This is a genomic window from Streptomyces armeniacus (genome assembly GCF_003355155.1).
Taxonomy (GTDB): domain Bacteria; phylum Actinomycetota; class Actinomycetes; order Streptomycetales; family Streptomycetaceae; genus Streptomyces; species Streptomyces armeniacus.
This window is the reverse complement of record NZ_CP031320.1, coordinates 784,731-806,045: the sequence shown is the minus strand read 5'-3', so window position 1 is coordinate 806,045 and position 21,315 is coordinate 784,731. Positions and strand designations below refer to the sequence as shown.

The following is a 21,315-nucleotide window of genomic DNA, read 5'->3' as shown; positions in this document are numbered from 1 at the left end:
GCTGAACGCAGACCGCTGACGGCCGGACCCGACCGCTGACACCACCGGCCGCCGACCTGATCGCCGTTTTCAGGAGACTGACATGAAACCGCGCATCGGAATCACGTCGCGATTCCGCACCTCCGTACAGAGCCACTGCATTCACCAGGGCTACATCGACCACGTCGTACGGGCGGGCGGCTTACCCGTCGTCATCCCGTGCACCGACGACGCTCTCTGCGAACCTTACTTATCGCTTGTCGACGGGATAATGCTGACCGGCGGCGAGGACATCGACCCGGCCCACTGCACGGGCACGACGCGGCAGACCGGATACGCGTACCAACCGGTCCGCGACAGGTTCGAACTCCGGCTGACGAAGGCGGCGCTGGAGTCGGGGACACCCGTTCTCGGCATCTGCCGCGGCTGCCAGATCCTGTACGCCGCCACGGACGGCCCGCTGTTACCCCATATCCCGGACGTCAACGGCGGTGTTGTCACCCACCGCGTATCGGTCACCGAGACATCGCGGCACTACGTGAACCTCGCCGAGGACGGCAGAGTCGCCCTCGCGTACGGCAAGCAGGCCGTCGAGGTCACCTCGTACCACCATCAAGGGCTCGCCGAGCAGGAGCCCGGCGCCTCCCCGTGGCGAGTGACCGCCCGCTCCGACGACTCCCTCATCGAGGCCCTCGAACTCCCCGGAAGCGCCTGGGTCGTGGGCGTCCTCTGGCACCCGGAGCTTCCCGCGGACGCGGACGGAGGCGAACCGGACCCGTTGATATCGGCCTTCGTGGCAGCCGCCGCGGGAACATCCTGATGTTCCGCTTACGGCCCCTGGCCCCGGCGGATCTCGGCCTCATCCTGGACCTGCAGGAGCGCGTACGGTCGTCCCTCGACGATCCGGGCATCTTCCAGCTCAGCACCCCCGAATTCGTCTCGTACTGCCTCGGCGGCGGCGGAAAGTGCTACGCCGTGACACACGGCGCCGAGACCGTCGCCTACCGGATCGTGTATTTCCCGCGCGGCCGTGACTTCAATCTGGCGAAGGACACTCCGCTGCCATCCGCGGAATACCCGTACGTGGGGCATTGGGACACCGTGGCCGTCCTGCCGGAATGGCGCGGCCACGGGCTCGCGCGGCTGATGAACGCGAGAGCGCTGGCGGATCTGTCCGAGACGGAGATCAGGCACTTGTTCGCGACCAGCTCGCCGAACAATCCACACGGCGTCAGATCGCTGCTCGAGACGGGTTTCCGGCCGTTCCGGCTGGTCCGGAAGTTCGGCGGCAGGCTCCGGTTCCTCTTCTACCGCCCCACTCCCGCGGACTGGCCGGCAATGCCCGACGGCGGGGATGAGCGGCACATCGGCCTCGACGCTGTCAGCGAGCTTGAACGCGCCTTTGACGCCGGCTGGACCGGCACCGGCATCGAGCACCACGAGCGGGACGGCGCGAGCCTGCGCATGCGGCGCTGCCCGCTGCCGTACGGCATCCGCTGCGAGTCAATCGCCACGCCAGGCACGGAAGGCGGCCCCCGTTGAGAATTCTCGTCACCATTCCCAGTCCCGATCTGGAGACCTCCGACTTCCTCCTGTCGGGCAATGTCGTATACGCGCCCGCCCTGAACACCGCGTCCGACGGCGGAGTGCTGGAGGCCCTTCTCACCCACCGCGCGGACGCGCTGATCGCGCCGAGACGTCCGCACGCGTCACTTCTGCGGCGCTGGTCCACGTACGGAGACGGGGACAAGTACGTCGCCTACGTGACCGGAATCCCCGACTTATCCTTACCGCCGGAAATCCACGAGTTCACGCAGAACGACACCTCTCTCGAATCGATCGCGGCGTCGCTGGGCCGCATCGAGCGGCGGTTCACTCTCCGCCACGCGCCCGTACGGCCGTTACCGCCCCGTCCGGAGAGCCGGGAAGCCGTACTCATCGGGGCGGGCATCGTCAATCTGGTGACGGCGCTCTATCTGTGCCGGGCCGGTTACCACGTGACCGTACTCGACCGGTCCCCCGACCCGGGCGGCGAGGACTGGCGCCGCTACGGCTGCACTCACGCCGGCGACGACGCCCGCATGTTCACCTTCACCGAGATGGACAACTACAACAACAAGGACTTCCACGGGGCCCCACCGAGCTACTTCCGCCTGCCGATTGAGAAGGCGGGCTGGCTCGCCACCGGAGACCGGCCGCTGTCCCACGAGGAGCAGGCGTGGATCGACACCTTCGAAAGCGTTCCGTCGTGGCTGGCCCGCACGTACACCCAGGACATCTTCGCGTTCACCGCCGAGGCGTTCCACGAGTGGGCGGATCTGCGGAGCGAGCACCCCGGGCTCTTCGAGGACGTCGTTCTCACCGAGGGCATTCTGCGTGTCTACGACGACCCCGCACACTACGAGTCCGCGCTGGCCCGGCACCGTGCTCTCGGCGCTGTCTCCCGTGAGCCGACGGCGGCGGAACTGTCGGTCGAATTCCCCGCCCTGGCCCGCCCGTTGGACAACGGAACGCTCGTCGGCGGATTCCTCGTGCCCGGCTTCACGGTGGGGATACACCGGTTCTCACGCCGGCTCATCTCCTTCCTCGAAGCCCGCGGTGTGGTGTTCCGCTGGAACAGCGACGTGCTCGGAGTCCGGCGCGGCGGCTCCGGGGAAGTGACCGGCTTCGACTGCACCGTCCCGATACCCGGGACCGCGCACGTCATCGCCTCACCCGGCGTCTACGGCCGCGCTCTGGTCGAGGGCTCCCCCTGCCAGGGAAAGATCCACGGGGTGCTCGGCGGCTGGACGCGGCTCAGCAACGAGGGCGCGCGGCTCGCGCATTCGCTCAAGGTCGGCCGCAGGGGTCATGTCACCGAGGACGCCAACGTGACCGTCGCGGTGGACGCGGACGGCAGGCAGACGCTCGTCGTCGGCTCCGGCTACGGCTACACCGGGGCAACCGCCTGTGCCGACAGCCGGCAGCTCAGCGCGGTCCAGCGCGGCATCGCCGACACCATCGAACGGCTCTTCCCCGACCGGGACGGCCTTCCGGAGTCCTCGCACGCCGCCGACAACTACCACTTCAAGTGGTGTGTCAGGCCGTGGACCGCGACGTCGCTCGGACTCCACCACGAGGAGACGACGGCGCACGGGCAGGCCTTCGTCATCAACGGCGGCCACAACACCGGCGGTTTCGCCCAGGCGCCGGCGATCGCCCGCGCCGTACTCGCCTCTCTCGGCGGAGAGCACCACCCGATGCACGCCCTCTACGCCCCCGAGCGCTTCTCCGCCTTCGCCTGCACCGCCCGTACCGGCGAGTGACGGCGGACCTCACCACTCACGGAAGGAAGCCACCGTGCTCCCCCACGATCAGACCGCTCCGCTCGACCCCGCGGACTGGGAAGAGTTCCGGGCCCTGGGAAAGCGCATCGTCGACGACATGGCCGACTACATGGCGGGGCTCCGGGACAGGCCCGTATGGCAACCGGTCCCCCAGGACGTACGGGACTCCCTCGCCGGCGGCTTACCGGAGTCCGGCGCACCGATGGAGGACGTGTACGAGGAGTTCCGCGCCACGGTCCTGCCGTACCCCCGCGGCAACATCCACCCCCGGTTCTGGGGGTGGGCCAACGGCTCGGGGATACCCGTGGCGGCGTACGCCGACTTCCTCGCGTCCGTCGTCAACTGCACGCTCGGCTCGGGCGAGAACGCCGCGATGATGGTCGAGCAGCAGGTGCTCGCGTGGCTGAAGCAGATCATGCGCTGGCCGGACACCGGCTCGGGAGTGCTGACCAGCGGCGCGTCGATGGGACAGATCATCTGCCTCGCCGCCGCCCGCCAGGCGCACACCGGCGAAACGGACATACGCGAACAGGGCGCCCTCCTGGCCGGAACACAGTTCACGGTCTACGGTTCGACCGAGACCCACCACTCCGTCGAGAAGGCAGTCGAATTGCTCGGCATCGGAGGCCGGCACTTCCGGCAGATCCCCGTCGACGGGGATTACCGGACGGACGTCACCGCCCTGCGCGCCGCCATCCGGCGGGACCGCGAAGCCGGGCTCCGCCCGCTCTGCGTGGTGGGGAACGCGGGCACCGTCAACACCGGGGCCGTCGACCCCCTCGACGAGCTGCTCTCCGTGGCGCGGGACGAGGACCTCTGGTTCCACGTCGACGGCGCGTTCGGGGCGTTCGCCCAGCTGCTCGGGACGCACCGGCCGCTGCTGGCAGGCATGAACGAGGCCGACTCCCTCGTCTTCGACCTGCACAAGTGGCTGTACCTGCCGTTCGACATCAGCTGTGTCCTCGTCAGACAGCCCGGCGCCCTCGAGGACGCGTTCAGCTCCGGCGCGGACTACATCAGCCGTACGTCGCAGGGCCCGGCCTCGTACCCGCTGGCCTTCGCGGACCGCGGGATCGAGCAGTCCAGGCGGTTCCGGGCGCTCAAGGCGTGGTTCGCGCTCAAGACGCACGGGGTCGGGGCCTTCGCCGACACGATCAAGGGGAACATCGACCAGACCGCGTATCTGACGAGCCTGGCCGACGCCTCCGACCGCCTGGAGACCGTTTCCCGCAGCGACCTCAACATCGTGTGCTTCCGCTACGTCTGGCCCGGCGCCACCCTGGACGAACTCAACCGCGTCAACCAGGGGATCCTGTCCAGGCTTCAGGTGGAGGGCCTCGCGATGCCGTCCCATACGGTGCTCGACCGGAAGTTCGTGATCCGCGTGGCCAACAACAACCACAGGTCGACCGAGGCCGACTTCGACTTCCTCGTCGAGCAGGTCCTCTCGGCCGGCGACGACCTGCGTGTGGCGGCGCGGTGAGGGAGCACGTACCACGTACACGCGTACTCGCGGGGCTGTCGGCGGCGCTCGTGGCGACCGCCCTCTGGGGGTTCACCTTTCTGGGGCCCGCCGCCGTCGACCCGGTGAACGTCTACTACCTCGTGCTGGGCCGGTACGCCGTCTTCGGGCTGATGTCGGCCGCCGTCCTGGCAACCCGGCTCGACCGGCTCCGCGCGCTCGGCCCGCGCCGTGCCGCCGGCGCGGCGCACCTGGGCATTGTGGGGTACATCGGCTTCTATCTGCTGCTGTCGATGTCCGCGTCCGTCGGCGGCGGCGTCCTCGCCTCGGCCATGACCGGGCTGATCCCCGTCATGGTCATGCTGGCCTCCAACCTCATCGAGAAGGTGCTGCCGTGGCGGCACTGCCTGCTGCCGCTGGCCGTCATCTCGACCGGACTGTTCCTGGTGAACGGCAGCGCCGGCTCGTTCGGCACGGACGGCGGCCGGCGGGAAGCGCTCATCGGCGCGGCACTGGGCTTCGCCGCCTGCCTGGCGTGGTCGTACTTCGTCATCGTCAACAAGATCCTCATCCGACGCGCGGGACCCGCCGTCGACAACGCGACCTGGACCGCCTGCATCGGCCTGGCCGCCTTCGCCGGCTCCCTGGTGCTGCTGCCGGTGGCCGAATCCGCCGACGGTGCCTCCCCGTTCGCCGGCTTCGACGCGCTGTGGCCGTTCGCGATGTGGTGCGTGGCGCTCGCGGTGCTGGGGTCCTGGTGTGCCACCTGGTTCTGGAACATCGCGTCGAAGCGCCTGCCGTCCACGGTGATGGGGCCGATCATCGGCATGGAGGCGGTGTTCGGAGCCTTCTTCTACCTGCTGTGGGACCAGCGCACCCCCACCGTGTCCGAACTCTGCGGCGGGCTGCTGGTCATCACCGGCGTCGTGCTGTGCGTGTACGCCCTCGCCCGGGTACGGCCCCCTGCCCCGGGCCCGGCACCGGCTCCGGCACGGGGAGTACGACGGTGACGGTGGTGCCGTCTCCGGGTGGTGAGGTGATGTCCACGGTTCCGTGGTGAGCGTGCACCACGGCCTGGACGATCGCCAGGCCGAGGCCCGATCCGCCGCGGGCGTTGCCGCGGCTGGTGCCGGCGCGCCAGAACCGGTCGAACACGTGGGGCAGGTCCTCGGACGCGATTCCCGGTCCGTCGTCGGCCACCCGGATGACGGCACGACCGCCCGACTCCTCGAGGGAGACGTCGATCGCCGCGCCGGCCGGGGTGTGCTGGGTCGCGTTGCCGATGAGGTTGTTGAGTACCTGCTGGAGCCGGGGCCCGTCGCCGGCCACGTGGACGGGCCGGGGCGCGTGCAGGCGTACGGTGCGGCCGGGGGCGATGACCTGGGCGTCCTGGACGACGTCCGCGGCGAGCCGGCGCAGGTCTACGGGTGCGGAGTCGAGGGGGCGGCCGGCGTCCAGGCGGGCGAGCAGGGAGAGTTCCTCGACGAGCAGGCGCATGCGTCCGACCTCGCCGTCGACTCGTTCCAGTGCCCGGTCCAGGTCGCCGGGGTCGGTGAGACCGCCCTGGTGGTAGAGGTCGAGCCAGCCGGAGACGGTCGCCAGCGGGGTGCGCAGCTCGTGCGAGGCGTCGGCGGCGAAGCTGCGGAGATTGTCCTCCGCGCGGACCTGGACGTCGAAGGCCTCGTTGACCGCGAGGGCGAGGCGGTCGGTCTCGCTGCGTCTGCTGTACGTGGGCAGGCGCTCTTCGCGCGCGCCCGAGGCGATGGCGTCGGCGGCGTCGGCCATCTGCTTCAGCGGCCGCAGCCCGAACTTCAGGATCAGCAGCGCGGTGACGGAGGCCAGTACGAGGGTGATGCCGACGCTGCCGGCCTGGCGCGAGATGAAGTCGGCGACGGTCATCCGGTCGACGTCCGTACGTACGGTGAGGACGAGGGCGGAGACGCTCACCTCTCCGTTCGCCGTGCCGGCGGTCAGGCCGCTGGTGGGGATGCGGCGCGCGATCAGGTCCGGCACGGACGGGTGGTCGGTGAGGGTGACGACCTGGTCGGGCCGGTCGGCGGTCAGTTCGTTGACGGCATCCGGCACGTCGTCGCCGACGTGGTCGACGACGGTCCCGTCCCGCCCGACGACGGTGATGCCGAGGACCGGCGCGGCCAGGGCCGCCAACTGTCCGTCGTTGAGCGTGTGCGGGCCTCTGGCCAGCACCTCGTGGACGCGGTCGCCGGAGTCCCGCAGGGCGTCTTCGCCCCGGTCTTCCAGGTAGTGGCGGAGTGTCAGAGCGCCGGCGACGGAGTTGCCGATGACCCCCGCGGCCAGCAGCACGAGGACGCCGGCCAGGATCCGGACGCGGATGGTGACTGCCCGGCGGGGCCGGGGCGGCGCGGCAAGGGGGGTCCGGTTCATGCGGTGGGGCGGTGCAGGCTGTAGCCGATGCCGCGGACCGTGTGGATCAGCGGTTCGCGGCCGTGGTCGAGCTTGCGGCGCAGGTTGGACACGAAGCGTTCCACTACGACGGAGTCGCCGCCGAAGTCGTACTGCCAGACCGCTTCCAGTATCTGAGAGCGGGTCAGTACGTGGTCGTAGTGGGACAGCAGATACCGCAGCAGGCGGAACTCGGTGGGCGACAGGTCGATCGCCTCGCCGTCGCGGTGCACGGTGTGGCGCCGGTCGTCGAGTTCCAGGCCGGCGTAGCGCAGCACACCGTCGTCGGCCGCCGGGCCGGCGCTGCCGCGTGCGCGCCGGATCAAGGCCTGGAGGCGGGCGCTGACCTCGACGACGCTGAACGGCTTGGTGACGTAGTCGTCGCCGCCGAGCCGCAGCCCCCTGACCCGGTCTTCGACGGAGTCTCTGGCGGTCAGGAACAGCACGGGCGTGGTGACGCCGCGTGAGCGGATCAGCTGGAGGACCTCGAAGCCGTTCCCGCCGGGCAGTCCCACGTCCAGGACGACGACGTCCGGGGTGTGTCGGGCCAGGCTGCCGAGGGCCTGGGGGACGTCCTCGGCGAAGCGGGCGTCGAAGCCCGCGAAGCGCAGCGCCGAGGCCAGCAGATCGCGAATGCTGGGGTCGTCCTCGACGACGAGGACGGTGTCCGGGGAGTTCGTGGCGCACATGGTCACAGCTCGCTTCCGTCCGGGGGCGTCAAGACGTCATGAAAGCAGGGCCACTTGGCGGAAGGCTCGCGCCGTACTTGACGGTTTCCTGACGGTTCACGCCCTCGGGCCGATTCCGCCGGTGGACGCCCTAACGTCGGTCGGGCGAGGGGCAGCCGCCAGAGCGAGGTGCGTACGGCACCCGCGACCTTCGAGCGGGCGGGCCTCATCGCCGCACCACCCCTGCCTCACCCTCCGCCTCACGGGCACGGCCGCGGCAGCGCCTGCCCGGCAAAGGAGCGAACCCATGTCAGTGTCCGAACACAAGCTGTCCCGCCGCGCGTTCGGCGGCGCCGTCGGAGCCGGGGCCGCCGCGGCCGTGGCCGGCGTACCCGCGCCCGCCGCTCACGCCGCGTCCGGGGCACCGGTGAACGCCGCGGAGCAACCGTTCCGGGCAGCACCAGGGCGGCGGTCCCGGCGCCCCAACATTCTCTTCGTTTTCGGTGACGACCTCGGCTGGGCCGATCTCTCCTGCTACGGGTCGCCGCACATCAAGACCCCCCACCTCGACGAACTGGCCGCCCAGGGCGTCCGGTTCACCGACGCCTACGCGGGTTCGTCGACCTGCTCGCCCACCCGGATCAGCCTGTACACCGGGCGCTACCCGGGGCGGGTGAGAGCCGGCCTGGAAGAGCCCATCGGCGACGGCTCCGTGGGCCTGGAGCCCGGTCACCCCACGCTCGCCTCCCTGCTGCGGGACGCCGGCTATACGACCGCGATGATCGGCAAGTGGCACTGCGGCTCGCTGCCGGACCACTCCCCCACGAAGTCCGGCTGGGACGAATTCTTCGGGAACTTCACGGGAGCGCTGGAGTACTACTCGAAGCTCACCATGGACGGCAGCTACGACCTGTACGAGGGCGAAACCCCGTACGAGGACCTGCGCTACTACACGCGGATCCTGACGGAGCGGGCGAGCGAGTTCCTCGCGCGCGACCACACGCGGCCGTGGCTGCTGAACCTCAACTTCACCACCCCGCACTGGCCCTGGATCGCCGAGGGCGACACGCAGGAGGCCGCCCGGCTGGAGAAGCTCATGCGCGAACTGCCGCCGGAGCAGTCCCGGTACGTTCTCGCGCACTTCGACGGCGGCACGCTGGACACGTACCGGCAGCTGGTGGAGGACATGGACCGGTCCGTCGGCGAACTGGTGCGGCAGCTGGAGAAGTCGGGGCAGGCGGCCGACACCCTCGTCGTGTTCTGCAGCGACAACGGCGGCGAACGCTTCTCCGGCAGCTGGCCGCTCACGGGCATGAAGTCGACGCTGCAGGAGGGCGGGATACGGGTGCCGAACGTCCTGCGGTGGCCGGCCCGGATCGACGGCGGCCAGGTCAGCGGCGTACCGGTCGTCACCCACGACTGGACCGCGACGCTGCTGGAAGTCGCCGGCGCGCCCCCCGACCCGGCCGCACCGCTGGACGGCGCCAGTCTCGCCGGCTATCTGCTGCGCGGCGAGGACGCCCCGCGGCGGGACCTGTTCTGGCGGCTGAGGACCGAGCGCGCGCTGCGCCGCGGCAAGTGGAAGTACCATCGGGCGGCCACCGCGAAGCTTCCGCCGAACCACGGCAAGGACGTGCTGTTCGACCTGGAGCGGGACCCAGGCGAGTGCGCCGACCGGTCGGCGCACGAACCCGGGCTGCTCGCCGAGCTCAAGTCCGCCTGGGAGCAGGTGAACGCCACCCTGCTGCCCTATCCGGACCCGGCGTAGGGAACACGGTCCGGGGGACCCGGTCGGCGCCGGGCGCCGACCGGCGCGGGCACCGGTGAACACCGGCTCCCGCCGGGGCACTTGAGCATCGGAGCCGGGTGGGCGCCGTACGGCAAGGGGGTGGCCACACGTACAGCTGTACGGTACAGTACCGTACAGCGCGCCCACCCACCGCGCTGCCGGTGCCTGTCGCACTCAGCCCCACATCCCCGGGGGCACCGTGCGATGTCACCTCAAGATCGCCAGTACACGCATCTTTCGCTTCTTTCGTCATGGTCCCGCACCGGGAACCCTGGCCACAAGGAGGCCGATCGCCGCAATTCAGAATGTGATGTTCCACGAATCGGCCGGCGCCGCTCACTGCCGACCGGAGGAACGTAACTTCGGCGAGTCGGCCGAGTAACACCGCGGGGCGTACTGCGCATTCGTGCGATCCTTTCTTTACCGGGAATTACACAAGCTGCCGCCCCAGAGCACGCGAATATTGCAAACCGTCGGGAAACGCCACCCACCGCCGAGAAGTTTTATAGGCAACGATCCCGGCACACTTGACACGAACTCAAGAACATTGTTTAACTTCACCGCATGCACCACTCGCTTGTTTGCCGTAAAACACGTATCGTGACGCAGTGACGCTGGAACGGGGGCCATACTTCTGTGCGAACATATGTGAGTAATCGCAAACGGCCAGTGGACATGGCAGGGCCGACGCAAAGGTGGAAAATCCACCCGGTGCGCGCCCGCATTTCTCCCCCGCCGCACTTCTGTCGCTAGGCACACTCCTGCCGCATTCGCCCCGGACGTTCCCCATCCGCATTCCCTGTCGTCCCAGGTGAGCCGGAGTTGTGCCGTACCTGCAGGTCACGCCGCTCTAATCCGGTCTGCGGCTGTCGGCGGAGAACAGGGTGTATGCCCTTGGCCGCGACCGAGCGAAAGTATTCGACACCTCGCGATTTCTGTGTGCGCACGCCGGTCCCGGAACTCCTTTCCGGCGCGCCATACCCCCTCGACTCACAGGCCACTGGCATGACCGAAGGAGAGCCAGCAGTGGAAATCAAGGTGCTCGGGCCACTCAGTGTCATCGAAGGCGAAGTCCCCATCATGCCGACGGCCACAAAGCTCCGGCAGTTGCTGGCCCTACTGTGCATACAAGCCGACCGCGTGGTCACCGTTTCCAGCCTCATGGACGAGATCTGGGGAGAGTCCCCGCCCAAGAGTGCGTCCTCCATCCTGCAAACGTATGTCCTCCAGCTCCGCCGCAAGATATCCCGCGCGCTCGGGCACGGTGACGCCCGCGTGGCAAAAGACATACTGGTGACGGAGCAGGGCGGTTATACACTGCGGCTCGGTTCCGGGCAGCTCGACTATCTGGCTTACGATCGCCTCGTCGAATCCGGCCGCCTGGCCGCGGAATCAGGTGACCACCGGCTCGCCTCGGACCGGTTCAGCGCGGCCCTCACCATGTGGCGGGGGCCGGCCCTGGTCGACGTCCGGGTAGGCAACGTGCTGCAGTTCGAGACGCTCCGCATGAACGAGAGCCGTATGTCCGTCTTACAGCAGCGGATCGATGCCGACATCCACATCGGCCGGCACACCTCGCTCGTCCCGGAACTCCAGATGCTGGTTGCGCAGTACCCGCTCAACGAGAGCCTCTGCGCCCAGCTGATGGTCGCCCTCCAGCGCGCGGGCTGCTCTTGGCGGGCCCTGGCCGCGTATCAACAGCTACGCGAGGCGCTCTCCCGGGAGTTGGGTCTGGAACCGTCGGCTCCGTTACGGGAGATACACCAGGCCGTACTCGTCGGGGAGCCCGCTCAGAGCCGCTTCTCCCCCGAGCAGGTCGCGGCGGCACCGCGGTACGGCAGCGCGGCCGGTACCCCTCTCTTCGCCGCCACGAGGTGAGCCGGTATGACCACACGCGGCGACCACGGCGACGCGACCACGGTGGACACCGGTCTGGCGCGGCTGACCGCCGAACTGCACTGGCGCAGAAGGAATCCGAGCGCGGGCCCGACCGCCGAGGCGACCCGGAAGCAGCACGCGAAGGACAAGCTGACCGCGGAGGAACGGCTCGACCTCCTCTTCGACAAGGGCTCCTTCCAGGAGATCGAGCCGCTGCGCCGGCATCGGGCCACGGGCTTCGGTCTGGAGGACCGCAGGCCGGACGGCGACGGTGTCGTCACCGGCTGGGGAACGGTGCACGGGAACCGGGTGTTCGCCTACGCCCACGACTTCCGCGTGTTCGCCGGCACGCTCGGTGAGGCGCACGCCGCCAAGGTGCACAAGGTGATGGACATGGCCGCCACCGCGGGTGCGCCGCTGGTCAGCCTCAACGACGGGGCGGGCGCGCGGATTCAGGAGGGAGTCACCGCCCTCGCCGGCTACGGCGGCATCTTCGCGCGCAACGTGGCCCTGTCGGGAGTCGTCCCGCAGATCAGCGTGATCCTCGGGCCCTGCGCGGGGGGCTCCGCGTACTCGCCGGCGCTCACCGACTTCGTGTTCATGGTGCGCGGCAGCTCCCAGATGTTCCTCACCGGGCCCGATGTGATCGAGACCGTCACCGGTGAACGCATCAGCCAGGAGGACCTGGGCGGGGCGGTGGCCCACGCCCACACCTCCGGCGTGGCGGGCTTCGCCGTCGACTCCGAACGCGCCTGCCTGGCGGACGTCCGGCAGCTGCTCTCGCTGCTGCCCGCCAACAACCGGCAGCTGCCGCCCGTCGTGCCCAGCGCCGACCCGCCGGACCGCCGTACGGACGCGCTGCTGGAGCTCGTCCCCGACTCACCGCGGCAGACGTACGACGTCTGTGAGGTGATCGAAACGATCGTGGACGACGGCGAGTTCCTGGAGATCCACGAGAACTGGGCGGCGAACGCCGTCTGCGCCCTCGCCCGGCTCGACGGGCATGTCGTCGGCATCGTGGCGAACCAGCCGAGTGTGCTCGCGGGCGTGCTGGACATCGCCGCGAGCGAGAAGTGCGCGCGGTTCGTCTCGATCTGCGACAGCTTCAACATCCCGCTGGTGACCCTGGTCGACGTGCCCGGCTTCCTGCCCGGGGTGGCGCAGGAGCACGGCGGTATCATCCGGCACGGCGCGAAGCTGCTGTACGCGTACGGCAACGCGACCGTGCCGCGCATCTCGCTGGTGCTGCGCAAGGCGTACGGCGGGGCCTACATCGTCATGGACTCCCGTGCGCTCGGTGCCGACCTGTCGTTCGCGTGGCCGAGCAACGAGATCGCCGTCATGGGCCCCGAGGGCGCCGCCAACGTCGTCTTCCGCCGGCAGATCGCCGCGGCCGAGGACCCGCAGGAAGCCCGCGACCGGCTGGTGCGGCAGTACCGCACGGAGCTGATGCACCCCTACTACGCCGCGGAACGGGGGCTGATCGACAACGTGATCGACCCCGGTGAGACCCGCCACGTCCTGATCCGCTCGCTGGCCGTGCTCCGTGAGAAGCACCGCCGGCTGCCCGAGCGCAAACACGGGAACGTCCCCCTGTGACCGGGGCCGGCATACCGGGGCCGGCCGACTTCGTCCCCGAGGGCGACGGCGGGCGGCTCCGGCACGCGGAGGAGCTGCACCGCAGGGTGCGCGCCGCGCTCGTACGGGACGCGCCGCCCGATGCCGGGCGCGGCCTGGCCGGCTGTGCCGCGGCCGTACGGGTGTGGGCCGGCGGTGACCGGGCGCAGCGGCGGCGCACGGCCGCGCTGCTGCTGCGGGGCGACCGCGTGGCTCCCGCCGGTGGCCGTGACCCGGCGCACGACGACTACACCGCCCACTCGCGTACGGACGGTCTGCTGCTGTCCGCGTCGCGGACGGCCGGCCCGGTGCCACCCGGTGCCCGGGCCGTCCTCGTCACCGCCCGGCACGGCGCGGGCGGGCTGGGCGCACGTGCACCGGGGTACGAGCACTCGGTGCTGCTGCTCGGCCCCGGACAGGTGCCTGCGCGGGGGCGGAGCCGCGAGCTCGGCGGGGAGGCGGTCGTCGGTGAACCGGGCGGCGGCCTGGAACTCGCCCTGCTTGCCGCCCGGTTCACCCACGGGCTGTACGCGTCGGTGGTGGGGGCCCGGCTGGAACGGCTGCTGGACCACGCGCTGCGGGCGGCATCGGCGGGCACCGCGACGACACCCGCCCGTGGGGAGGCGGCGACCGGGGCGTTTCTGGATCTGCTGGTGACCGACTGCCTCGCCCGCTGCGCCGCGCGGGCGGTGCATTTTTCCGGTCACTGGAGTGCCGCCTGTGCGGCGGCGGCCGGGTACGTCGGCGTACGGCTGCTGACGGAGGCCGGCTACGACCTGACCACGGTGCTGGAGGAGGCGCGGCTCGGCAGCGCCCGGCCGCACCGGTGGTACGCGCACCGGCTGCGGACCCTGGCGGCGCCGCCCTGGCGGGACGGGGCGGAAGTGTCGCCCCGTGCCGTGCTCCTCGCGCGGCTGCCCGGATGCGCCCGCGGCAGCGGACCGTTCCGCGGCGCGGACGGCCGGCTTCCGGAGGCGCTGTTCCGGCCCGGAGCGGCGCTTCCCCCGCTCAACCTCGCCGGGGCGGAAAGCCGCCCCGCGCACACCGCGCCCGATCCGCTGCTGGCGTCGCAGGCCGCGCAGGCGGCACGCGTCGCCGGGGCCGGGGACGTGGGCTCCCACCCCGGCTGCGGCAGCACGCTGGCCGGTCTGCTGGGCACGCTGGCCGAGGCCGCCGACGAACTGGCCGAGGCGTGCGCCCGGTTGGGGACGGCCGGTCGTCTGGGGCCGTACGCCCGTTCACTCGCGGACCGCTACGCGCTCCTGGTGGCCGCCACCGCCTGCACAGGCGTGTGGTGGAACGCGTACGCGCACGGCGGTCCGGACTTCCCGGCCGAATCCTGCTGGCTGACCGCCGCGCTGCACCGCGTCGCCCGCCACCTCGGCCTGGGCGTCTCCCCGGAGCCGCCCGGCCCCTGTCTGGCACGGGTGCGGCGGGAGTTGCTGGTACGCCGGGCCGGCGGTACGGGCCACGGCCTGTGGCCCGTACCGCGGGACGGGGCGCGGCTCGCACCGGTGGCGGAGCTGCGGCCGGCGGCACCGGGCGGCTGACCGGTGTCCGCGGCCCCGGCACCGCTGGTGCACGCTCCCGGCCCCGGCGGTCCCTGGCACTCGGTGCGGGACAGCCTGCGGCACCACGGGCTGGCCGTGGCGTACGGCTGGGCCGCCGCGTGGGTGCCGCCCGGCACGGCGCAGCGGGAGCGGGAGCTGCCGGACGGCGGGCCGGACGGCGCCCGCCGGCCGCCCCCGCCCCGCGTGCGGGAAAGGCGGTCGGCGGCCCGGTTCTTCTTCCGCCACACCGTCGCCCGTGCGCTCGGGACGAGTCCCGCGTACGTGGACCTGGCGTACATGCCGCACGGCCGCCCCTACGTGCGCGGCTGCGACGGTCTCGAGGTGAGCCTGAGTCACTCCGGCCCGCTGCTGGCCGTCGCCCTCAGCACCCGCGGCCGCGTCGGCGTGGACGTGGAGGCGGCCGACCGGCCGCTGGGCGGCGCCGGCTGGGAACGCCGGGTGTGCACGCCGCGGGAGCGCGCCGTGCTGGCCGCCGTCCCGGGCGAGCGCCGTACGGCGGAGCTGGTCCGGATGTGGACGCTGAAGGAGGCGTACAGCAAAGCGCTGGGGCAGGGCATGCGCTACGCCTTCGACCGGCTGGGGTTCCCCTCCGACGGGCCGCCGGAGCGGTCGCTCGGGCCGGAGGGCCACTGGCAGCCGGTGACCGGCTGGCACTGCGCGACCGCACTGCCGGAGTCGGCGCCGGCGTACCGGGTGAGCTGGGTGTACCAGCGGCGGCCGGACGCCGCCGCGTCCGCGTCCGGCTGGGCGGACGCGGACGTGGCGGCGTTCCTCGCCGGGCCGGGTCAGAACGACGGTGCGGTGGAGGGCGCCCTGAGGTCGCCCAGGTAGGGGTGCCACAGGTGGGTGGGGTCGTTCTCCACCGCCTCGACGATCTCCCGCATCGCCGCCAGCGCCTTGGGCTCCTCGTCGTCGTAGACGTCGCCCTGGAGCATCTTGAGGACGTCCAGCCGGTAGCGCGGGTCCTGGACGAAGGCGGTGAACAGGATGTTGAGCCGGTAGTAGATGCTGATGAACTCGTACCAGTTCCGTACGCCGCGGCGCAGCTTCTCCTCGTACGCCGCGAAGCGCGCCCGGGAGAAGTCGCCGGCCTCGGCGGCCGCGACGATGTCCTTGCTGGCGATCCGGGCGCTGTTGAGGGCGACGCTGACACCGCTGGAGAAGATCGGGTCGACGAACCGGGCGGCGTCGCCGATGAGGACGAAGTTGTCCCCGACGATCTGCTTCATGCCGTAGCTGTAGTCGCCCTCCACCTTGAGCGGCCGCAGCTGTTCGGCGTTCTTGAGCACGTCGAGCAGCGCGGGGCGGCTGGCGACGGTGTCCCAGAAGAACTTCTCCCGGTCGTTGCCGGACTCCCTGAACCGGCGCTTCTGGCTGACGACGCCGACCGAGGTGATGTCCTCGGTGATCGGGATCTGCCACACCCAGGTGTCGCTGACGGGCAGGAAGTGGACGAAGATGTAGTCCGCCTGCTCCGTCTCCACCGACAGGGCCTTGCGGTCGAGGCCGCGGAACCACGTGTGGACCGCGTACTGGTTGAACACCGGGTCCGGCACCTTGAACTTCTCCTGGGTGCCCAGATGGGTGCGTCGCCCGCTGGCGTCCACCACCATGCGGACCGGTATCCGCACGCTCCGGCCGCCCAGTCTGGCTTCCAGCTGCGGGGTCCCGCCGTCGGCACCGAGGTCCACCTTGCCGACGCGGACACCCTGGAAGACCGTGGCGCCCAGCTCCTCCGCGTGCTTGAGCAGGAGCTGATCGAACTTCCCGCGGTCGACGTGGTACGTGTACTCGCGGTCGACCCCCTCCTGGTTGCGCTCGCGGAACTCGATCTCGGCGTCGCGGAAGTCGTGGTTCAGTCCGCGGAACCCGTTGTGGTCGATGTCCCGGTCCTCGGCCGAGGTCCAGGCCGCGCCGTACTTCTTGGGGAAGCCGGCCGCGTCGACCTTGGCCATGGCGCCTATCTCGTGCAGCACCGGGGTCGTGGCGGGCACCAGGGACTCCCCGACGTGCTCCCTGGGGAACACCTCGCTCTCGAAGACCGCCACGGAGAGGCCGGCCTTCGCGAGATAGGAGGCCATCGTGGACCCCGCGGGGCCGCCACCGATGATTCCGACGTCGAACTCTGCGTCCACTTCGTTCTCCCTGTCACCGGGCCGCTGTGCCCGGGGGTGGTTGTCACGTGTGCCTGGCGGGGGTATCGGGGCGGGCGTCACGCCGCTTCCGTCGCGAGCGTGTGCACCAGGTCGGTGATGGCGTCCAGGTCGGCGAAGTTCCTGGCGGTGAGGTGCGTCGGCGGCACCGCCACCCCGAGGTCGCTCTGGATGTAGGCGAGCAGCAGGGAGGTGTTCATCGACGAGAGCACTCCCCATTCGACGAGCGGGGTGTCGGGGGCCAGTTCGGAGACGTCGCTGCCGTCCAGGAAGTTCTCGCTGATGTACTGGCCGATGGCCTTGCTGACCACGTCGCGGTTGGTCGCGTCCACTGTTTCTCTCTCCTCGGTAGGCGGGTTGCCCGTTCTCGGTGCGGGGCGGGTGTGTCAGCGCAGGACCGGCGGCGCCGGCGCGCGGGCTGGTGGGGTGTACGGGGCGGGCCCGGGCGGGCGTACGAGACGTTCCAGCCGGGCCGTGAAGCCGGCCCTGAACTCCGGTTCGTCCAGCAAGAAGTGACCGCTCGCCAGCACCGACAGCTCGAAACCTGCCGTGGTCTCGTGTGCCCAGCCGAAGACGTGCGGCAGCTCGACGAGCCGGTCGCGGCGTCCGGCCCAGGCGGCCACGGGCACGCCCAGTGCCGGTCCGGGCGACCGGGTGTACGTCTCGGTGAGCCGGAGGTCGTGGCGGATGGCCGGGAGGTAGACACGCAGCAGTTCCGGCTCGTCGCGGAGTTCCGCGGGAATGCCGCCGTACCGGCCGAGTTCGGTGAGGAGCCGCTCGTCGGGCAGGCCGTGCAAGGGCTCGTGCGAGAGCGGGCCGGCGGGGCAGTTGCGGCCGGCGACCAGCAGGGCGGCGGGCGGGGTGCCCAGCCGGGTCAGGCGGCGGCTCAGCTCGAAGGCCAGCAGGGAGCCGAAGCTGTGGCCGAAGACGGCGAACCGCCGCGCGCCGTCCCGCCCGATGAGGCCGGTGAGTTCGGCGGCCAGCGCGTCCAGGTCGGGGGCCAGCGGCTCCCGCAGCCGCGCCCCGTGCCCGGGCAGTTCCAGCGGCACCACGCGGCAGCCGGCCGGAACCAGGGACCCCCACAGCCGGTACGGGGCCGCGCTGCCGCCGGCGTGCGCGAGGCAGTAGAGCGTCAGTTCGTCTTCGGCGGGCGGTGTGTGCATGGCGGAGACCTCCTTTCCGCTAGGGGTACGTGTAGAAGCCGCGGCCGGACTTCTTGCCGAGCAGACCGGCCTCGACCATGCGGGCGAGCAGCGGCGGGGGCGCGTAGAGCGGCTCCTTGAACTCCTCGTAGAGGGCCGTGCCGACGGAAGCGATGACGTCCATGCCGATGAGGTCGATCAGCCGCAGCGGGCCTACGGGGTGCCCGCAGCCGCGCTGCATTCCCTGGTCGATCACCTCGGGAGCGGCGAATCCGGACTCCACCATCCGTACCGCGGACAGCAGGTAGGGGACGAGCAGGGTGTTGACGACGAAGCCCGTGCGGTCGGTCGAGCGGATGACCTCCTTGCCCAGCGTGCCGGTCAGGAAGCGCTCGACGCGGTCGGTCACGGCGGGGTCGGTGCGGAGGGAGGGGATCAGCTCGACGAGGGGAACGGTCTGGGCGGGGCTGAAGAAGTGGGCCCCCACGACGTGCGTCTGACGGCCGGTCACCCGGGCCATTCCCATGATGGACAGCGAGGATGTGTTGGAGGCCAGGACGGCTTCCGGGTCCTCCACGATCTTGTCCAGCTCGGTGAACAGCTCGGTCTTCGCGGCGCGGTCCTCAGGTACGCACTCGATGACGAACTGGCGGTCGGCGAGGTCCAGCAGGTCGGTGCTGAAGCGGACCCGCTCCAGTGACTCGTGGGCCTCGTCCGCGGTGATCTTCCCCCGTTCCGCGGCCCGTTGGAGCGACTCGTCGAGCCGCGTACGGCGCTGCGCGGCGGCGGCCGCTGACCGCACCACTCCGACCACGTCGAGGCCGGCGCGCGCGCAGAGCTCGACGATGCCCTGGCCCATCAGCCCGCAGCCGACGACGCCGACCCTGCGGATGTCCGGCGAGGGCTGCGCTCCGGGGGCGGTCATGACGCCGCCGACCAGTGCAGCAGGGCCGCTCCCAGGGACATGCCGCCGCCGAAGGTGCCGAGCAGCACCAGGTCGCCGGGGCGCAGTTCGCCGGAGCGGTGGGCCTCGTCCAGGGTCACCGCGACGGAGGCGCTGCCCATGTTGCCGTAGCGGTCCAGTGTGCGGTGGGTGCGTGCGGCACCGAGCCCGGCCTGGATGCTGAGCTGGCCGAGCAGGACGCCGTTCGGCTGGTGGGGTACGAAGTGGCGGATCCGGTCGAGTCCGGTTCCGGTCTCCTCCGCCAACTGCGCCACCAGGGGAGGGAAGTTCTCCATGACGAAGTCGCGCACCCCGCGCCCGTCCATCCGGAAGTGGTGCCCGCCCTCCGCGAGGGTCGCCTCCGAGGCGGGCAGCCGGCTGCCGCCGGCCTCCACTCTGATCAGCCGCTGCGCGTCGCCGCGGCTGGCGAGCCGGAAGGCGACGAAGCCCGGCTCGGGCACCGCCGAGACCACGGCGGCCCCGGCGCCGTCGCCGAGCAGCACGGCCGTACGGCGGTCGGAGAAGTCGAGGCAGCGCGAGTACACGTCGGCCGCGATCACCAGGACGCGGGCCGCGGGCCGTTGCGCGACGATGAAACGGGCCAGCTCCAGGCCGTAGAGGAAGCCGCTGCAGACCACGTTGATGTCGAAGCAGGCGGCGTTCCAGGCACCGATCCTGTTCTGCACCAGGTAACTGGTGGGCGGTTGAGGCGAGTCGCCCGTCGAGGTCGCGAGGATGACGTAGTCCAGCTGCTCCGGGTCCAGCCCGGCCTGCTCGAGCGCCCGCTCGGCGGCCTGCGCCGCCAGGTCGGACGTCGCCTCGGACGGTGCCGCGTAACGGCGGCCGAGTATCTGGGTCTTCCGCTCGATCCACTCGGTCTCCACCCCGACCCGGGCCGCCACCTCCTCGTTGCTGATCTCCTCCTTCGGGACATACGACCCCGTGCTCAGGATGCCGATGTGTTGCCTGGCCATTGCCGATCCCCTCTCGCGGAAATGCGGAGCGGTCGCGTCCGCCGCCGGTCGGCGGCTACGCGGCGTTCCGCAGGGTTGTGAGCCGCTCGTCACCGATGCGGTCGCGCAGATCCGGGTCGGTGACGCCGCCGCCGTCGCGGGGCGCCAGGCAGCGCACCCCGACCTTGCCGATGTGCGCGTTGCGCTGGACCAGCCGTACGGCCTCCGCCACGTCCGCGAGCGGGTAGACCGAGGAGAGCACGGGGACCAGCTTCCCGAGGCTGAACAGGCGGCTGCACTCGGCCTGTTCCTGCAGGTTGGCGGCGTGGCTGCCGATGATCCGCTTGAGGTTCATCCACAGGTACCGGTTGTCGTACTCGTGCCGGTAGCCGGTGCTGGAGCCGCAAGTGACGACGGTCCCGCCGCGGCGTACGACGAACACGGAGATGCCGAAGGTGGAGCGGCCCACGTAGTCGAAGGCGATGTGCGGGTCCTCACCGACCTCCCGGCGGATGAGGCGGCCCAGCCGCTTCCCCTGTTCGATGGTGCGCTCCGGGGTGAGCTCGCCGCCGATCCCGATCTCGGACCTGTTGATCACCACGTCGCAGCCGAGGCTCCGCAGCAGCTCCGCCTTGCGCTCGGAGCTGACCACTCCGACGGGGATGCCGCCGGCGTTCTTGACGAGCTGTACGGCGAAGGCGCCGAGGCCGCCGGTCGCGCCCCAGATCAGCACCACGTCGCCGAGCTTGACCCGGGCGCCCCGGTCGCTGATCAGCATGCGGTAGGAGGTCGAGGCGGTCAGCATGTTGCTGGCGGCCTCCTCCCAGGTGAGGTGGCCGGGCTTGGGGAGCAGCTGGCTCGCCCGCACGACGGCGTAGTGCGCGAGTCCGCCGAAGTTCGTCTCGAAGCCCCACGCGCGCTGGCCGGCGCCCAGCATGCCGTCCGCGTGGGTGGCGGGCTCCTGGTCGTCCACCTGGATGCAGGTCGCGACGACGTGGTCGCCGACGCGCCAGCGCCGTACGCCCGCGCCCGCGCGGACGACGACGCCCGCGGCGTCGGAGCCGATGACGTGGTACGGCTGGGCGTGGCGCGCCGCGTAGCCGCCCTCCTTCCCGAATCGCCGCAGGAAGGCGAAGGTCGGGACCGGCTCGAACATCGCGGTCCAGACGCTGTTGTAGTTCACGGCGCTGGCCATGACGGCCACCAGCACCTCGTCCGGGGCGAGTTCCGGCATCTGCACCGGGCCCACCCGCAGCGACTTGCGTACGTCCTTGTCCTCGACCCCGGCGAACATGCCGGTGTCCTCTTCCCGCACGTGCGCCGCCAGGTACTCGCGCGGCACCTCCTCCCGCTCCAGCACCTCGGGGGGCGCGCCCGCGACAACGGCCTCGGCCAACGCGTCCATGGTCCTTC

18 protein-coding genes are annotated in these 21,315 nt (G+C 71.0%); 10 read left to right on the top strand and 8 right to left on the bottom strand.

Annotation, left to right across the window (positions count from 1 at the left end):
* The first annotated feature begins 82 nt into the window (after positions 1-82).
* From DVA86_RS03410 to DVA86_RS03390, 5 genes are read left to right on the top strand one after another with little or no spacing between them, the layout of a single operon-like run.
* Positions 83-799 carry a gamma-glutamyl-gamma-aminobutyrate hydrolase family protein gene (locus DVA86_RS03410; protein WP_208875664.1) on the top strand — a complete coding sequence of 239 codons (717 nt, stop codon included), beginning with the start codon at positions 83-85 and terminating at the stop codon, positions 797-799.
* Positions 799-1,521 carry a GNAT family N-acetyltransferase gene (locus DVA86_RS03405; protein WP_208875662.1) on the top strand — a complete coding sequence of 241 codons (723 nt, stop codon included), beginning with the start codon at positions 799-801 and terminating at the stop codon, positions 1,519-1,521. Before DVA86_RS03410 ends, DVA86_RS03405 begins: the two co-directional genes overlap by 1 nt.
* Positions 1,518-3,284 (top strand): NAD(P)/FAD-dependent oxidoreductase, encoded by a 1,767-nt coding sequence (locus DVA86_RS03400; protein ID WP_208875656.1) that lies wholly within the window; start codon positions 1,518-1,520, stop codon positions 3,282-3,284. Before DVA86_RS03405 ends, DVA86_RS03400 begins: the two co-directional genes overlap by 4 nt.
* Before the next feature lie 34 nt (positions 3,285-3,318).
* Complete coding sequence (locus tag DVA86_RS03395) at positions 3,319-4,788, top strand: pyridoxal phosphate-dependent decarboxylase family protein (RefSeq protein ID WP_208875655.1); 1,470 nt, start codon at positions 3,319-3,321, stop codon at positions 4,786-4,788.
* Positions 4,785-5,777, top strand: a complete 993-nt coding sequence (locus tag DVA86_RS03390) for a DMT family transporter (protein WP_208875654.1) — start codon at positions 4,785-4,787, stop codon at positions 5,775-5,777. The genes DVA86_RS03395 and DVA86_RS03390 overlap by 4 nt, the downstream gene beginning before the upstream one ends.
* On the opposite strand, the gene DVA86_RS03385 is transcribed toward DVA86_RS03390, so the two are convergent.
* Both DVA86_RS03385 and DVA86_RS03380 read right to left on the bottom strand, forming a co-directional pair.
* A complete protein-coding gene (locus tag DVA86_RS03385; RefSeq protein WP_208875653.1) occupies positions 5,683-7,170 on the bottom strand; it encodes a sensor histidine kinase in 1,488 nt (495 codons plus the stop codon). The two genes, DVA86_RS03390 and DVA86_RS03385, sit on opposite strands and share 95 nt — an antisense overlap.
* A complete protein-coding gene (locus DVA86_RS03380; RefSeq protein ID WP_208875652.1) occupies positions 7,167-7,877 on the bottom strand; it encodes a response regulator transcription factor in 711 nt (236 codons plus the stop codon). The genes DVA86_RS03385 and DVA86_RS03380 overlap by 4 nt, the downstream gene beginning before the upstream one ends.
* A 286-nt stretch (positions 7,878-8,163) precedes the next feature.
* Between DVA86_RS03380 and DVA86_RS03375 the strand changes: the two genes are divergently transcribed.
* The 5 genes from DVA86_RS03375 to DVA86_RS03355 all read left to right on the top strand — a co-directional run bounded on the left by DVA86_RS03375 (position 8,164) and on the right by DVA86_RS03355 (position 15,542).
* Entirely contained in the window at positions 8,164-9,624 is a 1,461-nt protein-coding gene (locus DVA86_RS03375; RefSeq protein WP_208875651.1) for a sulfatase family protein, read from the top strand.
* A gap of 1,047 nt (positions 9,625-10,671) precedes the next feature.
* Entirely contained in the window at positions 10,672-11,523 is an 852-nt protein-coding gene (locus DVA86_RS03370) for an AfsR/SARP family transcriptional regulator (protein ID WP_208875650.1), read from the top strand.
* A 6-nt stretch (positions 11,524-11,529) separates the two neighbouring features.
* On the top strand, positions 11,530-13,122 hold the full coding sequence (locus DVA86_RS03365) for an acyl-CoA carboxylase subunit beta (RefSeq protein WP_208875649.1): 1,593 nt from the start codon (positions 11,530-11,532) through the stop codon (positions 13,120-13,122).
* The gene (locus tag DVA86_RS03360; RefSeq protein WP_208875647.1) at positions 13,119-14,690 is read left to right on the top strand and encodes a hypothetical protein; all 1,572 of its coding nucleotides are present in this window, start codon (positions 13,119-13,121) and stop codon (positions 14,688-14,690) included. The genes DVA86_RS03365 and DVA86_RS03360 overlap by 4 nt, the downstream gene beginning before the upstream one ends.
* A 3-nt stretch (positions 14,691-14,693) precedes the next feature.
* Positions 14,694-15,542 carry a 4'-phosphopantetheinyl transferase family protein gene (locus DVA86_RS03355; protein ID WP_208875646.1) on the top strand — a complete coding sequence of 283 codons (849 nt, stop codon included), beginning with the start codon at positions 14,694-14,696 and terminating at the stop codon, positions 15,540-15,542.
* Here DVA86_RS03355 and DVA86_RS03350 read toward each other — a convergent pair.
* The 6 genes from DVA86_RS03350 to ccrA all read right to left on the bottom strand — a co-directional run bounded on the left by DVA86_RS03350 (position 15,497) and on the right by ccrA (position 21,307).
* A complete protein-coding gene (locus DVA86_RS03350; protein WP_208875644.1) occupies positions 15,497-16,846 on the bottom strand; it encodes an NAD(P)/FAD-dependent oxidoreductase in 1,350 nt (449 codons plus the stop codon). The two genes, DVA86_RS03355 and DVA86_RS03350, sit on opposite strands and share 46 nt — an antisense overlap.
* A gap of 77 nt (positions 16,847-16,923) precedes the next feature.
* On the bottom strand, positions 16,924-17,196 hold the full coding sequence (locus tag DVA86_RS03345) for a phosphopantetheine-binding protein (protein ID WP_208875641.1): 273 nt from the start codon (positions 17,194-17,196) through the stop codon (positions 16,924-16,926).
* Positions 17,197-17,250: 54 nt separating this feature from the next.
* A complete protein-coding gene (locus tag DVA86_RS03340; RefSeq protein ID WP_208875640.1) occupies positions 17,251-18,027 on the bottom strand; it encodes a thioesterase II family protein in 777 nt (258 codons plus the stop codon).
* Positions 18,028-18,046: 19 nt separating this feature from the next.
* A complete protein-coding gene (locus tag DVA86_RS03335; RefSeq protein ID WP_208875638.1) occupies positions 18,047-18,931 on the bottom strand; it encodes a 3-hydroxybutyryl-CoA dehydrogenase in 885 nt (294 codons plus the stop codon).
* Positions 18,928-19,923, bottom strand: a complete 996-nt coding sequence (locus tag DVA86_RS03330) for a 3-oxoacyl-ACP synthase III family protein (protein ID WP_208875637.1) — start codon at positions 19,921-19,923, stop codon at positions 18,928-18,930. The genes DVA86_RS03335 and DVA86_RS03330 overlap by 4 nt, the downstream gene beginning before the upstream one ends.
* A 55-nt stretch (positions 19,924-19,978) precedes the next feature.
* A complete protein-coding gene (gene ccrA / locus DVA86_RS03325; RefSeq protein ID WP_208875636.1) occupies positions 19,979-21,307 on the bottom strand; it encodes a crotonyl-CoA carboxylase/reductase in 1,329 nt (442 codons plus the stop codon).
* Positions 21,308-21,315: the final 8 nt, after the last annotated feature.

Excerpts from the sequence above, each read along its gene's own strand:
- DVA86_RS03385 (WP_208875653.1), bottom strand. The coding sequence starts at position 7,170 with ATGAACCGGACCCCCCTTGCCGCGCCGCCCCGGCCCCGCCGGGCAGTC.
- ccrA (WP_208875636.1), bottom strand. The coding sequence starts at position 21,307 with ATGGACGCGTTGGCCGAGGCCGTTGTCGCGGGCGCGCCCCCCGAGGTG.
- DVA86_RS03330 (WP_208875637.1), bottom strand. The coding sequence starts at position 19,923 with ATGGCCAGGCAACACATCGGCATCCTGAGCACGGGGTCGTATGTCCCG.
- DVA86_RS03365 (WP_208875649.1), top strand. The coding sequence starts at position 11,530 with ATGACCACACGCGGCGACCACGGCGACGCGACCACGGTGGACACCGGT.
- DVA86_RS03335 (WP_208875638.1), bottom strand. The coding sequence starts at position 18,931 with ATGACCGCCCCCGGAGCGCAGCCCTCGCCGGACATCCGCAGGGTCGGC.
- DVA86_RS03340 (WP_208875640.1), bottom strand. The coding sequence starts at position 18,027 with ATGCACACACCGCCCGCCGAAGACGAACTGACGCTCTACTGCCTCGCG.
- DVA86_RS03375 (WP_208875651.1), top strand. The coding sequence starts at position 8,164 with ATGTCAGTGTCCGAACACAAGCTGTCCCGCCGCGCGTTCGGCGGCGCC.
- DVA86_RS03410 (WP_208875664.1), top strand. The coding sequence starts at position 83 with ATGAAACCGCGCATCGGAATCACGTCGCGATTCCGCACCTCCGTACAG.
- DVA86_RS03405 (WP_208875662.1), top strand. The coding sequence starts at position 799 with ATGTTCCGCTTACGGCCCCTGGCCCCGGCGGATCTCGGCCTCATCCTG.
- DVA86_RS03380 (WP_208875652.1), bottom strand. The coding sequence starts at position 7,877 with ATGTGCGCCACGAACTCCCCGGACACCGTCCTCGTCGTCGAGGACGAC.